Raw genomic sequence first — 12,871 nt, 5'->3', positions numbered from 1 at the left:
AACGAATATGTCGCAGCCTGACAAGCCCGCGCTGCACCGGCCTCGCTAAGCTGTGTGTGACCGTTTGGTCGGCCTGCGCACTGATGGGTTCGCCGTCACCTAGACTGCGTAGAGCCTGAATAGACTCTTAGAGCCCGGATGCCAGACACGCCATCGGCACCTCCCGTACAACAAGTCCAGCGGAGTACCAGCATGTCGTTTTTCACCGCGGCCAACCGAGTCGACTTCCAGCAACAGCTGCAAGCGGCCCTGGCGCAGCACGTCAGCGAACAGGCGTCGCCACAAGTGGCGCTGTTCGCCGAGCAATTCTTCGGCATCGTCGCCCTCGATGAACTCACCCAGCGCCGCCTCTCCGACCTGGTCGGCTGCACCCTGTCGGCCTGGCGTCTGCTGGAGCGCTTCGATCCGGCCCAACCGCAGGTGCAGGTGCTCAACCCGGATTACGAGAAGCACGGCTGGCAATCCACCCATACCGGCATTCAGGTGCTGCACCCGGATATCCCGTTCCTGGTCGACTCGGTGCGCATGGAGGTCAACCGCCGCGGCCACAGCATCCATACCCTGCAGAACAGTGTGCTCAGCGTGCGCCGCAACAAGAAGGGCGAGTTGCTCGAGATCCTGCCCAAGGGCACGACCGGCAAGGATGTGCTGCAGGAATCGCTGATGTTCCTGGAGATCGACCGCTGCGCCAATGTTGGCGAGATGCGTGCGCTGGAAAGCGGCCTGCTGGAAGTGCTCGGCGACGTGCGCATGACGGTCGCCGACTTCCAGCCGATGCGCGCCAAGGCCGAGGAGCTGCTGAGCTGGCTGGGCAAGGCCAAGCTCAAGGTCGACAAAGCCGAGCTGGCCGAGATCAAGGTGTTCCTCGAATGGCTGCTGGACAACCATTTCACCTTCCTCGGTTACGAGGAATTCACAGTCCATGAGGAAGCCGACGGCGGCCATATCGAGTACGACGAAGGCTCGCTACTGGGACTGTCCAAGCGCCTGCGCAGCGGCCTGAGTGCCGGCGAGCTGCACATCGAACCCTATGTCCTGAACTACCTGCGCGAGCCGCTGCTGCTGTCGTTCGCCAAGGCGGCGATGCCCAGCCGGGTGCATCGGCCGGCCTACCCGGACTTCGTCTCCATCCGCGCGCTGGATGCCAAGGGCAAGGTGATCAAGGAATGCCGCTTCATTGGCATCTACACCTCGATCGTCTACAGCGAGAGCGTGCGCGAGATTCCCTTCATCCGCCGCAAGGTGGCCGCCGTCGAGCAGCGCTCCGGCTTCGCCGCCGAGGGCCATCTGGGCAAGGAGCTGGTCAAGGTCCTCGAAGTGCTGCCGCGCGACGACCTGTTCCAGACCCCCATCGACGAGCTGTTCAACACCGCCCTGGCCATCGTGCAGATCCAGGAGCGCAACAAGATTCGCCTGTTCCTGCGCCTCGACCCCTATGGCCGCTTCGTCTACGCCCTGGCCTATGTGCCGCGCGACGTCTATTCCACCGAGACCCGCCTGCGCATCCAGCAGGTGCTGGTGGAGCGCCTGCACGCCAGCGACTGCGAGTTCTGGACCTACTTCTCCGAATCGGTGCTGGCGCGCGTGCAGTTCATCCTGCGTGTCGATCCGAAGACCAAGCTGGACATCGACCCGCAGCAGATCGAACGCGAGGTGATCCAGGCCTGCCGTTCGTGGAAGGACGATTTCACCGGACTGATCATCGAAAGCTTCGGCGAAGCCAAGGGCACCAAGGTGCTGGGCGACTTCCCGAAGAGCTTCCCGGCCGGCTACCGCGAGCGTTTCGCCCCGCACTCGGCGGTGGTCGACATGCAGCACGTGCTCAGCCTGTCGGACAGCCGCCCGCTGGTGATGAGCTTCTACCAGCCGCTGACGGTCGACGAGCAGCAGCTGCACTGCAAGCTGTACCACGCCGATGCGCCGCTGGCGCTGTCGGATGTGCTGCCGATCCTGGAGAACCTCGGCCTGCGCGTGCTCGGTGAGTTTCCCTATCGCCTGCAGCATCAGAACGGGCGCGAGTTCTGGATTCACGACTTCGCCTTCACCTATGCCGAGGGCCTGGATGTCGATCTGCAACAGCTCAACGACACCTTCCAGGAGGCCTTCGTGCAGATCGTCGGCGGTGCCGCCGAGAACGACGGCTTCAACCGCCTGGTGCTGACCGCGGCGATGCCCTGGCGCGATGTCGCGCTGCTGCGCGCCTATGCGCGCTACCTCAAGCAGATCCGCCTGGGCTTTGACCTCGGCTATATCGCCAGCACCCTGGTCAACCATGTCGACATCGCCAAGGAACTGGTGCGCCTGTTCAGGACCCGCTTCTATCTGGCACGCAAACTCAGCGCCGAGGATTTGGCCGACAAGCAGCATAAGCTCGAGCAGGCGATCCTCACGGCGCTGGACGATGTCGCGGTGCTCAACGAAGACCGCATCCTGCGGCGCTACCTGGACCTGATCAAGGCCACCCTGCGCACCAACTTCTACCAGGCCGACGTGGCCGGGCAGGCCAAGGGCTACTTCAGCTTCAAGCTCAATTCGCGGGCGATTCCGGAGCTGCCCAAGCCGGTGCCGATGTTCGAGATCTTCGTCTATTCGCCACGGGTCGAAGGCGTGCACCTGCGCGGCGGCAAGGTCGCCCGCGGCGGCCTGCGCTGGTCGGACCGCGAGGAGGACTACCGCACCGAGGTGCTCGGCCTGGTCAAGGCTCAACAGGTGAAGAACGCGGTGATCGTCCCGGTCGGCGCCAAGGGCGGCTTCATCCCTCGACGCCTGCCGGTCGGCGGCAACCGCGACGAGGTGCTGGCCGAAGGCATCGCCTGCTACCGCATCTTCATCTCCGGCCTGCTGGATATCACCGACAACCTGAAAGAGGGCGCCGTGGTGCCGCCGGCCAATGTGGTCCGGCATGACCCGGACGACCCCTACCTGGTGGTGGCTGCCGACAAGGGCACGGCGACCTTCTCCGACATCGCCAACGGCATCGCCGGCGAGTATGGCTTCTGGCTCGGCGACGCCTTCGCCTCCGGCGGCTCGGCCGGCTACGACCACAAGGGCATGGGCATCACCGCCAAGGGTGGCTGGGTCTCGGTGCAGCGGCATTTCCGCGAGCGCGGCATCGATGTGCAGAAGGACAACTTCACCGTGATCGGCATCGGCGACATGGCCGGCGACGTGTTCGGCAACGGCCTGCTGCTGTCGGACCGGCTGCAGATGGTGGCCGCCTTCAACCATCTGCACATCTTCATCGACCCCAATCCCGACCCGGCCGCGAGCTTCGTCGAACGCCAGCGTCTGTTCAACCTGCCGCGCTCGAGTTGGGCCGATTACGACGCCGGGCTGATTTCCCCCGGCGGCGGCATCTTCCCGCGCAGCGCCAAAAGCATCGCCATCAGCGCGGAAATGCAGGAGCGCTTCGATATCAGTGCCGACAAGCTGGCGCCCAACGAGCTGCTCAATGCACTGCTCAAGGCGCCGGTCGACCTGATCTGGAACGGCGGCATCGGCACCTATGTGAAATCCAGCCGGGAGAGCCACGCCGACGTCGGCGACAAGGCCAACGATGCGCTGCGGGTTGACGGCCGCGAGCTGCGCGCCAAGGTGATGGGCGAGGGCGGCAACCTCGGCATGACCCAGCTCGGTCGCGTCGAGTACGGCCTCAACGGCGGGGCGAGCAACACCGACTTCATCGACAACGCCGGTGGGGTGGACTGCTCCGACCACGAGGTCAACATCAAGATCCTGCTCAACGAGATAGTCGCCGCCGGCGACATGACCGGCAAACAGCGCAACAGCCTACTGGCGGAGATGACCGATGCGGTCGGCAGCCTGGTGCTGGGCAACAACTACAAGCAAACCCAGGCGCTGTCCCTGGCTCAGCGCCGCGCACGCGAGCGCATCGGCGAGTACAAGCGGCTGATCGCCGCGCTGGAGGCCGCCGGCAAGCTCGATCGCGCGCTGGAGTTCCTGCCCAGCGACGACGAGCTAACCGAACGCGCCGCCAACGGCCTGGGCCTGACCCGGCCAGAGCTGTCGGTGCTGATCTCCTACAGCAAGATCGACCTCAAGGAATCCCTGCTGAAATCCCTGGTGCCGGATGACGCCTACCTGATTCGCGACATGGAAACCGCCTTCCCGCCGCTGCTGGCGGAGAAGTTCGGCGAACCGATGCGCCGCCACCGGCTGAAGCGCGAAATCGTCAGCACCCAGATCGCCAACGATCTGGTCAACCACATGGGCATCACCTTCGTGCAGCGCCTCAAGGAGTCCACCGGCCAGAGCGCGGCCAACGTCGCCGGCGCCTATGTGATCGTCCGCGATGTGTTCCATCTGCCGCACTGGTTCCGCCAGATCGAGGCGCTGGACTACAAGGTCGCCGCCGATGTGCAGCTGCAGCTGATGGAAGAATTGATGCGCCTGGGCCGCCGCGCGACTCGCTGGTTCCTGCGCAGCCGCCGCGACAACCTCGATGCCGGGCGCGATGTGGCGCATTTCGGCCCGCAGGTGGCGGCGCTGGGGCTGAAGCTCAACGACCTGCTCGAAGGCCCGACCCTGGAGCAGTGGCAGGCGCGCTACCAGGCCTTCGTCGACGCCGGGGTGCCGGAATTGCTGGCGCGCATGGTGGCCGGGGTCAGCCATCTGTACACCCTGCTGCCGATCATCGAGGCGGCCGATGTCACCGGCCAGGACCCGGCCGCGGTGGCCAAGGCCTACTTCGCCGTCGGCAGCGCCCTCGACCTCAGCTGGTACCTGCAGCAGATCACCAGCCTGCCGGTGGAGAACAACTGGCAGGCGCTGGCGCGCGAGGCGTTCCGCGATGATCAGGACTGGCAGCAGCGCGCCATCACGGTGTCGGTGTTGCAGATGGTCGACGGTTCGGCGGACATCGAGGCGCGGGTGGTGCTCTGGCTGAAGCAGCATCGGCTGCTGGTGGAGCGCTGGCGGGTCATGCTCACCGAGCTGCGCGCCTCGACCAGCACCGACTACGCCATGTACGCGGTGGCCAACCGCGAGCTGATGGATCTGGCGCAGAGTGCCCAGCATGGGGTCCCATAGCGGGGCAGGGGCTCAACGCACCAGCAGAACGGCGCCTACGGGCGCCGTTCTGCTGTGTGGATCAGCTGTCAGTGGTTTGCATCAACCCGCGCAGGTAAGCCACCACATCGGCGGCGCCGGCTCGGCTCAGCCCTTCGCCGAGGGCCATGGCTTCCGCGTTCTGGCGCGGCAGCAGGAGGATTTCCGGAGCGCCGGGGGTGTGCAGCAGCGACAGGCGCGCATAGGGTAGGCCATTGTCGAGCAGCAGGCTCATGAAGTCCGGGGCGCTCCAAGCCTGCACCGGCATGGCCAGCACGTGATAGCGCGCCTGCAAGGCATCGAGCCCGCTGGCGCTGAGACGGTAGCGGGTGATGTCCGCCGGCAGGCTTATTTCCAGGCCGCGCCGACGGGCATAGACGATGGCGCCGGCGAGCGCCTCGATCTGCCGTTCGCCGGCCCAGAACCAGCGTTGCCCGAGCCAACTGGCCGCGCGCAGGTGGATGCGCTCGCCGGCCAGGTAGCGCGGCAGGGCCTGGCTGATGGTTTTGACGAAGTCCTTGTAGCTGATGATGCGCACGTTGCGGCACGCCGGGGTGGCGCAGAACTGCTCCAGGCTGATGTGGTGGTCTGTCGCGCCGGCGTGGTCGAGGCCATCGATCAAGCGCAGGTCGAAGTTGTCCAGCTGCTGCCGCTCCTGCGCCACCACGCCGACCAGCAGGGCATGGGCATCGGCCTTGTCGTCCTGGACCGGCCCGGAGAGGGCGCTACGGGGCAGCTTGACCAGGCGCTGCAGCGGCGGTCCGGCCTGCCACCAGATACTCGACTGAATTGCCGGCAGCGGCTGAAAGGGCAAACGCAAGGCGGCGGCTCGCTCGCGCAGTAAGCGCGTGCCGCGGCCGCTCAGGCCCAGACGCTGGGCAAGCGTGTTCAGGCGCGCGGACAGGTTCGGCGGCGGCTCGGGCGTGCTCATGATCGGCGGAAAACTCCAAGACTACGCGTGCCAGTGTGGCAGAGGAATGCCGCGGCTGCACGGTCGTGACCCGACTGGGCGGGGCTAAGGTAGTGCCTCTGTGGCAGTATGGCGGCAATCATTGCGAGGGTTCTTCCATGGCCAGCCTGGTGCTGGATATCGCCTTACCCGCGGCGCGTTTGCAGGCGGTTTATCGGGGCCAGGCTAATCGTGTGCTGTTACACAGTCGTGATGGTCGCCGGGTCAGCCTGCCGGCCCATCATCTGCGAGCGTTCCTCAGTCATGCCGGCGTCTATGGCTGTTTTGCCCTCGAGGTTTCGCCCGCCGGTGAGCTGCTGAGCCTGCGCCGCCTGGACTGATCGCCGCCGGCGCCTCGCTTGCGGCCGGCGCGCGCGGCTATAATCGCCGCCCTGACATCCCGCCCTTATCGAGCTAAGCCGCCCATGTATAACCTGGCCCGCCAGCTGCTGTTCACCCTGTCCCCGGAAACCTCCCACGAGCTGTCCATCGACCTGATCGGCGCCGGTGGCCGCCTCGGCCTCAATGGCCTGCTGAGCAAGGCGCCGCGCCCGCTGCCGGTGAACGTGATGGGCTTGGACTTCCCCAACCCGGTCGGTCTGGCCGCTGGCCTGGACAAGAACGGCGATGCCATCGACGGCTTCGCCCAGCTCGGTTTCGGCTTCGTCGAGATCGGCACCGTGACCCCGCGGCCGCAGCCGGGCAACCCCAAACCGCGGCTGTTCCGTCTGCCCGAGGCCGAGGCGATCATCAACCGCATGGGCTTCAACAACCAGGGTATCGACCATCTGCTGGCGCGGGTCAAGGCCGCCAAGTTCAAGGGTGTGCTCGGCATCAATATCGGCAAGAACTTCGACACCCCGGTCGAGCGCGCGGTGGATGACTACCTGCTCGGCCTGGACAAGGTCTATGCCCACGCCAGCTACGTCACCGTCAACGTCAGCTCGCCGAACACCCCGGGGCTGCGCAGCTTGCAGTTCGGCGACTCGCTCAAGCAGCTGCTCGAGGCCTTGCGCCAGCGCCAGGAAGACCTGGCCGTCCAGCATGGCAAGCGCGTACCGCTGGCGATCAAGATCGCCCCGGACATGAGCGACGAGGAAATCGCCGAGGTGGCGGCGGCGCTGGTGGAAGCGGGGATGGACGCGGTGATCGCCACCAACACCACCCTCGGCCGCGAAGGCGTCGCAGGCTTGCCCTATGGCGACGAGGCGGGTGGCCTGTCCGGCGCGCCGGTACGCGACAAGAGCACGCATACCGTCAAGGTGCTGGCGGGTGAGTTGGGTGGGCGTTTGCCGATCATCGCCGTCGGCGGCATCACCGAAGGCGCGCATGCGGCCGAGAAGATCGCCGCCGGAGCCAGTCTGGTGCAGATCTATTCCGGCTTCATCTACAAGGGCCCGGCGCTGATCCGTGAGGCGGTGGATGCCATCGGCGCGCTGCCGCGTTAAGGCGCGCGTAGGCCCAAACGCAGGCAATAAAAAGGGCTCCCGAAGGAGCCCTGGGCTCTCGCCCGCCGCCCGGATGGGGCGTGCTTGGTAAACCTGGAAGTCGGGACCCTTTATCAGCCGACAGCGTTGAGTTCGTTAAGTCGATGGATACCGGCGGTGCCGGTCATACCGTCCCATTGGTCGCCGCGACCTTCGCGCCAGCCGTTGATCCAGGCTTGGCGGACGGACGGAAGGGTGAAAGGACAAAGATCGCGGGATTTACCATGAACGCCGTATTGATAACCACGCAGAAAAGCTCGTTCTAAAGGATCACGCTTAAGTCTTCTCATAGGGTGTTGCCCTCACTTGTTGACTGTTATGTCCTGTTAGCCCCGAGTTGAGGCCTGGTAGATAGCCTCTACCAGAGCGGCCCGTTGCCGGCGTCACGGGCCTCCTGTTGCGGCCATTGCGGCTGCAACCTGAGTTGATTTCTAACCAATGCCACCTCCTGTGGGAACGATCAATTTGTCATAAGGGCGTAACCTTTTTGTGGGGTAGGCCATAAGGACAAGGGGCACGGTCAGAAGAATTTTGTCGAGAGCCCCGTATGGGGGCGTTGTAGGCGGCTTCTGGCTGGCTTTGGCAGTGCGAATGGATCTCGTCTGGGCCTGCCAATCATTCCGACGAAGGGTTGAGCTGCGACCTTTTGTCACCGGTTTCGGCGCAATTTCGTGCCGTGACGGTTCGCCCATTGCCGGCAACCCGCCCTAAGCTCAGCTCAGGCGCTAGTGATTTGAGTCGGTGATTTGAGAATGCTAGATCCGGTTGCCGCGGGTCTGGCCCACGTCCGGAGGGAGATTTTCCCTGACGGGCGAGCGACACCCTTGTGTCGCGCAGTCGCGGGTGGACCGCGATTGTTCAACCCAGGCGCTGCCGGAAAACAGGCGCGCCGTAGCTGGCCGCAAGGCACTGGATATCTGCATGTCGGACCGTTTCGAACTGTTTCTCACCTGCCCCAAAGGGCTGGAAAGCCTACTCGCCGAGGAAGCCGCCGGCCTGGGGCTGGAAGAGGTGCGCGAGCACACCGCGGCCATTCGCGGCTTCGCCAGCATGGAGACGGCCTACCGCCTGTGCCTGTGGTCGCGGCTGGCCAACCGCGTGCTGCTGGTGCTCAAGCGCTTTACCATGGCCAACGCCGAGGAGCTGTATCAAAACGTCCTGAGCGTGGACTGGCAGGAGCATCTGCAGAGCGACGGCAGCCTGGCTGTGGAGTTCAGCGGTAACGGTTCCGGCATCGACAACACCCACTTCGGGGCGCTGAAGGTCAAGGACGCCATCGTCGACAAACTGCGCCGCGACAGCGGCGAGCGGCCATCGATCGACAAGATCAACCCCGATCTGCGCGTGCATCTGCGTCTGGATCGCGGCGAGGCGATCCTCTCTCTCGATCTCTCTGGGCATAGCCTGCACCAGCGCGGCTATCGCCTGCAGCAGGGCGCCGCGCCGCTGAAGGAGAACCTCGCCGCGGCGATCCTGATCCGTGCCGGCTGGCCGCGTATCGCCGCCGCTGGCGGGGCGTTGGCCGACCCGATGTGTGGGGTCGGCACCTTCCTGGTCGAGGCGGCGATGATCGCCGCGGACATCGCCCCCAACCTCAAGCGCGAGCGCTGGGGCTTCTCCAGCTGGCTCGGACATGTGCCGGCGCTGTGGAAGAAACTGCATGCCGAGGCCGAGGCGCGCGCCGCGGCCGGTCTGGCCAAACCGCCACTGTGGATTCGTGGCTACGAGGCTGACCCGCGGCTGATCCAGCCGGGGCGCAACAACATCGAGCGCGCCGGTCTGACCGATTGGATCAAGATCTATCAGGGCGAGTTGGCGACGTTTTCGCCCCGCCCGGACCAGAACCAGACCGGCCTGGTGATCAGCAACCCGCCCTACGGCGAGCGCCTCGGCGATGAGGCCAGCCTGCTGTACCTCTACCAGAACCTCGGCGAGCGTCTGCGCCAGGCCTGCCTGAACTGGGAAGCGGCGGTGTTCACCGGCGCGCCGGAGCTGGGCAAGCGCATGGGCATCCGCAGTCACAAGCAGTACGCATTCTGGAACGGCGCGCTGCCGTGCAAGCTGCTGCTGATCAAGGTGCAGCCCGAACAGTTCGTCACCGGCGAACGGCGCACGCCGGAGCAGCGCGAACGTGAGCGCGAGCAAGTCGAACTGGGCCGCGAGCCGGTCGTCACGGAGCAGGCACGGCTGAGCGAAGGCGGGCAGATGTTCGCCAACCGTCTGCAGAAGAACCTGAAGAGCCTGGGCAAGTGGGCGCGCCGCGAGGGCGTGGAATGCTACCGCCTGTACGATGCCGACATGCCCGAGTACGCCCTGGCGATCGACCTCTACCGTGACTGGGTGCACGTGCAGGAATACGCGCCGCCGCGCTCGATCGACCCGGAAAAAGCTCAGGCGCGTCTGCTCGATGCGCTGGCGGCGATTCCCCAGGCGCTCGGGGTGGACACCAGCAAGGTGATCGTCAAGCGTCGCGAGCGGCAGACCGGCAGCAAGCAGTACGAACGCCAGAGCACCCAGGGCCACTTCATGGAGGTCAGCGAAGGCGGCGTGCAGCTGCTGGTCAACCTCACCGACTACCTCGACACCGGCCTGTTCCTCGATCACCGCCCGCTGCGCCTGCGCATCCAGCGTGAGGCGGCGGGCAAGCGCTTCCTCAACCTGTACTGCTACACCGCTACCGCCACTGTGCATGCGGCCAAGGGTGGGGCGCGCAGCACCACCAGTGTCGACCTATCGAAGACCTATCTGGACTGGGCGCGGCGCAACCTGGCGCTGAACGGCTTCTCCGACAAGCAGCGCCTGGAGCAGGGCGACGTGATGAACTGGCTGGCGGCCGACCGCGGGGAATACGACCTGATCTTCATCGACCCGCCGACCTTCTCCAACTCCAAGCGCATGGAAGGGGTGTTCGACGTGCAGCGCGACCACGTCCAGTTGCTCGACCTGGCGATGGCCCGGCTGGCCAAGGGTGGGGTGCTGTATTTCTCCAACAACTTCCGCAAGTTCCAGCTCGACGAGGGCCTGGCGGCGCGCTATGCGGTCGAGGAAATCAGTCCGACGACCCTCGATCCGGACTTCGCCCGTAACCCGAAGATCCACCGCGCTTGGAGGTTCAGCCTCTAGGGATAGGCATGCACCATGCTGTTGTAGGTTGGTGTTGAGCGCAGCGATACCCAACGGGCTGATTGATGGGTATCGCTGCGCTCAACCCATCCTACGGTCCGAAAATGAAAACGCCGCCCCATGGGGCGGCGTTTTCATTACACGGTTTCAGCGCTGCGCCGTATTGCCGGCGAGCTTCGGCTGGCGATACAGGTCGACCAGCACCTGATCGAGAATCGACGAGGCGCCCCAGGGCTTCTGGTCGTTGAGGATGGCCACCACCGCCCAGGTGTTGCCGTTGCTATCGCGGCTGAAGCCGGCGATGGCGCGCACGGTGTTGAGGGTACCGGTCTTGATATGTGCCTCGCCGGCCAGCGCGGTACGCTTCAGGCGCTTGCGCATGGTGCCGTCCATCGCCACCAGCGGCAGCGAACTGATGTACTCGGCGGCGTAGGGGCTATTCCAGGCGGCCTGCAGCATGGTCGCCAATTCCCGCGCGCTGACCCGCTCGGCCCGCGACAGGCCGGAGCCGTTCTCCATCACCAGGTGCGGCGCGGTGATGCCCTTCTTCGCCAGCCACTGGCGGATCACCCGCTGCGCGGCCTTGGCGTCGTCGCCGTCGGCCGAGGTGCGGAACTGCGCGCCGAGGCTGAGGAACAGTTGGCGGGCCATGGTGTTGTTACTGTACTTGTTGATGTCGCGGATGATCTCCACCAGATCCGGCGAATAGGCACGGGCCAGCAGGCGGGCGCTCTTCGGTACCTGGTCGATGCGGTCCTTGCCGGCGATGCTTCCGCCCAATTCCTGCCAGATCGCCCGCACGGCGCCGGCGGCATAGCCGGGGTGATCGAGCAGCGACAGGTAGGATTGCGCGCTGCAGCCCTCGGCCAGCTTGCCGGTGACCACCAGGGTGGTGCCGTCGTACTGGGTCACCGGGTTGAAGCGTACGTCCGGCCAGCCGGGGCATTTGGCCGCCGGCAGGGCCTTGACCTTGTTGTCGATGCGCACATTGGTCAGTGGCGGGTCCATGGCCACGCTGACCTTGCCGCCCTCGGTGCGGGTGATCATGCGCACGGCCTTGAGGTTGACCAGCAGCGAATCCGGGCCGACCAGGAACGGCTTGTTCTTGTCGCCGCCATCATCGTTGAAGGTCGGCAGCTGCGGCTGGATGAAGTGGCTGCGATCCAGCACCAGATCGCCGCTCACCTGCTGCACGCCATTGGCGCGCAGGTCGCGCATCATTAGCCAGAGCTTCTCCATGTTCAGCTTGGGGTCGCCGCCACCTTTGAGGTAGAGGTTGCCATTCAGCACGCCATTCTTCAGCTGGCCGTCGGTGTAGAACTCGGTCTTCCATTGGTAGGTCGGGCCGAGCAGTTCCAGGGCGGCGAAGGTGGTGATCAGCTTCATGGTCGAGGCCGGGTTCACCGACACATCGGCATTGACCGCGGTCGCAGTGCCAGGGCCGGTGAGCGGTAGGGTCACCAGGGACAGCGAGTTGTTGCTGATCTTGCTCTTCTTCAGGAGCTGCTGCACTTGCGGCGGCAGGCTGGAATTGGTGGCGGAGGCGGGCAGGGCAATAGGCAAGAGCAAACTGGCGATGGCCAGGTGACGAAGTATTTTGATCATTGGGCAAAACCCTTCAGGCAAGGGCAAAAAAGAAAATGACAAGGCAATGGCTTCCACGAGTGGCTTGGGAAGTGGCTGGCATTATGCCCGAAGGCTTTCGCGCTGTGCCGCCCAGGCGCTGACGATTGGATAAAATTTCGCTGCCTGGCCGGTTCGGTACAGGGATCGGACGGAACGCCTGGCCGCATCGGGCGCTTCTCCTACTGGGATGGGGTCGAAGCTGGTAAAGTGCCGGGCTTATTCACTCTTGAGGATTCTTCCATGGCGACTAACCGTTCCCGCCGTCTGCGCAAAAAACTGTGTGTCGACGAGTTCCAGGAGTTGGGGTTCGAGCTGAACGTGAACTTGAAAGACGGTCTGAGCGATGAAGCCGTCGACGCCTTCCTCGCCCAGTTCCTGCGTGAAGCCATGGCCGGCAATGGCCTGGACTATGTCGGCGGCGAAGATTTCGGCCTGGTGTGCCTGGCTACGCGCGGCTCGGTGAGCGAGGAGCAGCGCGTCCAGGTCGAAGCCTGGCTGAAGGGCCGCAACGAACTGGTGGACTTCTCCGTCAGCCCGCTGATCGACGTCTGGTATCCGGAAACCCCGATCAATCCGGCCTAAGAACCTGTCTCGGATCTGCTGCGCGTCGGCCAACCGG

At 65.0% G+C, this 12,871-nt stretch carries 8 protein-coding genes; 5 read left to right on the top strand and 3 right to left on the bottom strand.

The features are described 5' to 3' along the window. Positions 1 to 192 precede the first annotated feature (192 nt). Positions 193 to 5,049 carry an NAD-glutamate dehydrogenase gene (locus D3880_RS14445; RefSeq protein WP_119894140.1) on the top strand — a complete coding sequence of 1,619 codons (4,857 nt, stop codon included), beginning with the start codon at positions 193 to 195 and terminating at the stop codon, positions 5,047 to 5,049. 61 nt (positions 5,050 to 5,110) lie between these two features. On the opposite strand, the gene D3880_RS14440 is transcribed toward D3880_RS14445, so the two are convergent. Further along, positions 5,111 to 6,001 (bottom strand): DUF6685 family protein, encoded by an 891-nt coding sequence (locus D3880_RS14440; protein WP_420800873.1) that lies wholly within the window; start codon positions 5,999 to 6,001, stop codon positions 5,111 to 5,113. 134 nt (positions 6,002 to 6,135) lie between these two features. Here D3880_RS14440 and D3880_RS14435 point away from each other — a divergent pair, with 134 nt between their 5' ends. Together D3880_RS14435 and D3880_RS14430 are read left to right on the top strand one after the other, a co-directional pair. Continuing rightward, positions 6,136 to 6,357, top strand: coding sequence for a DUF2835 domain-containing protein (locus D3880_RS14435; RefSeq protein ID WP_119894138.1), 222 nt, complete (start codon positions 6,136 to 6,138; stop codon positions 6,355 to 6,357). Between the two features lie 84 nt (positions 6,358 to 6,441). After that, positions 6,442 to 7,464 (top strand): quinone-dependent dihydroorotate dehydrogenase, encoded by a 1,023-nt coding sequence (locus D3880_RS14430; protein ID WP_119894137.1) that lies wholly within the window; start codon positions 6,442 to 6,444, stop codon positions 7,462 to 7,464. Between the two features lie 113 nt (positions 7,465 to 7,577). Here D3880_RS14430 and rmf read toward each other — a convergent pair whose 3' ends face one another. After that, positions 7,578 to 7,793: a ribosome modulation factor gene (gene rmf, locus D3880_RS14425; RefSeq protein ID WP_119894136.1), complete on the bottom strand. Its 216-nt coding sequence runs from the start codon at positions 7,791 to 7,793 to the stop codon at positions 7,578 to 7,580. Between the two features lie 631 nt (positions 7,794 to 8,424). Between rmf and rlmKL the strand changes: the two genes are divergently transcribed. Continuing rightward, a complete protein-coding gene (gene rlmKL / locus D3880_RS14420) occupies positions 8,425 to 10,626 on the top strand; it encodes a bifunctional 23S rRNA (guanine(2069)-N(7))-methyltransferase RlmK/23S rRNA (guanine(2445)-N(2))-methyltransferase RlmL (RefSeq protein WP_119894135.1) in 2,202 nt (733 codons plus the stop codon). A 147-nt stretch (positions 10,627 to 10,773) separates the two neighbouring features. Here the strand turns inward: rlmKL and dacB are convergent, their stop codons facing one another. After that, the gene (gene dacB, locus D3880_RS14415) at positions 10,774 to 12,231 is read right to left on the bottom strand and encodes a D-alanyl-D-alanine carboxypeptidase/D-alanyl-D-alanine endopeptidase (RefSeq protein ID WP_119894134.1); all 1,458 of its coding nucleotides are present in this window, start codon (positions 12,229 to 12,231) and stop codon (positions 10,774 to 10,776) included. A 261-nt stretch (positions 12,232 to 12,492) separates the two neighbouring features. Between dacB and D3880_RS14410 the strand changes: the two genes are divergently transcribed. After that, positions 12,493 to 12,834, top strand: a complete 342-nt coding sequence (locus tag D3880_RS14410; protein WP_119894133.1) for a 50S ribosome-binding protein YggL — start codon at positions 12,493 to 12,495, stop codon at positions 12,832 to 12,834. Positions 12,835 to 12,871: the final 37 nt, after the last annotated feature.

The sequence above is a fragment of the Pseudomonas cavernae genome (genome assembly GCF_003595175.1).
GTDB classification, from domain to species: Bacteria; Pseudomonadota; Gammaproteobacteria; order Pseudomonadales; family Pseudomonadaceae; genus Aquipseudomonas; species Aquipseudomonas cavernae.
Note: the sequence above shows the minus strand (reverse complement) of the source record. Positions and strands in the feature narration are given on the sequence as shown.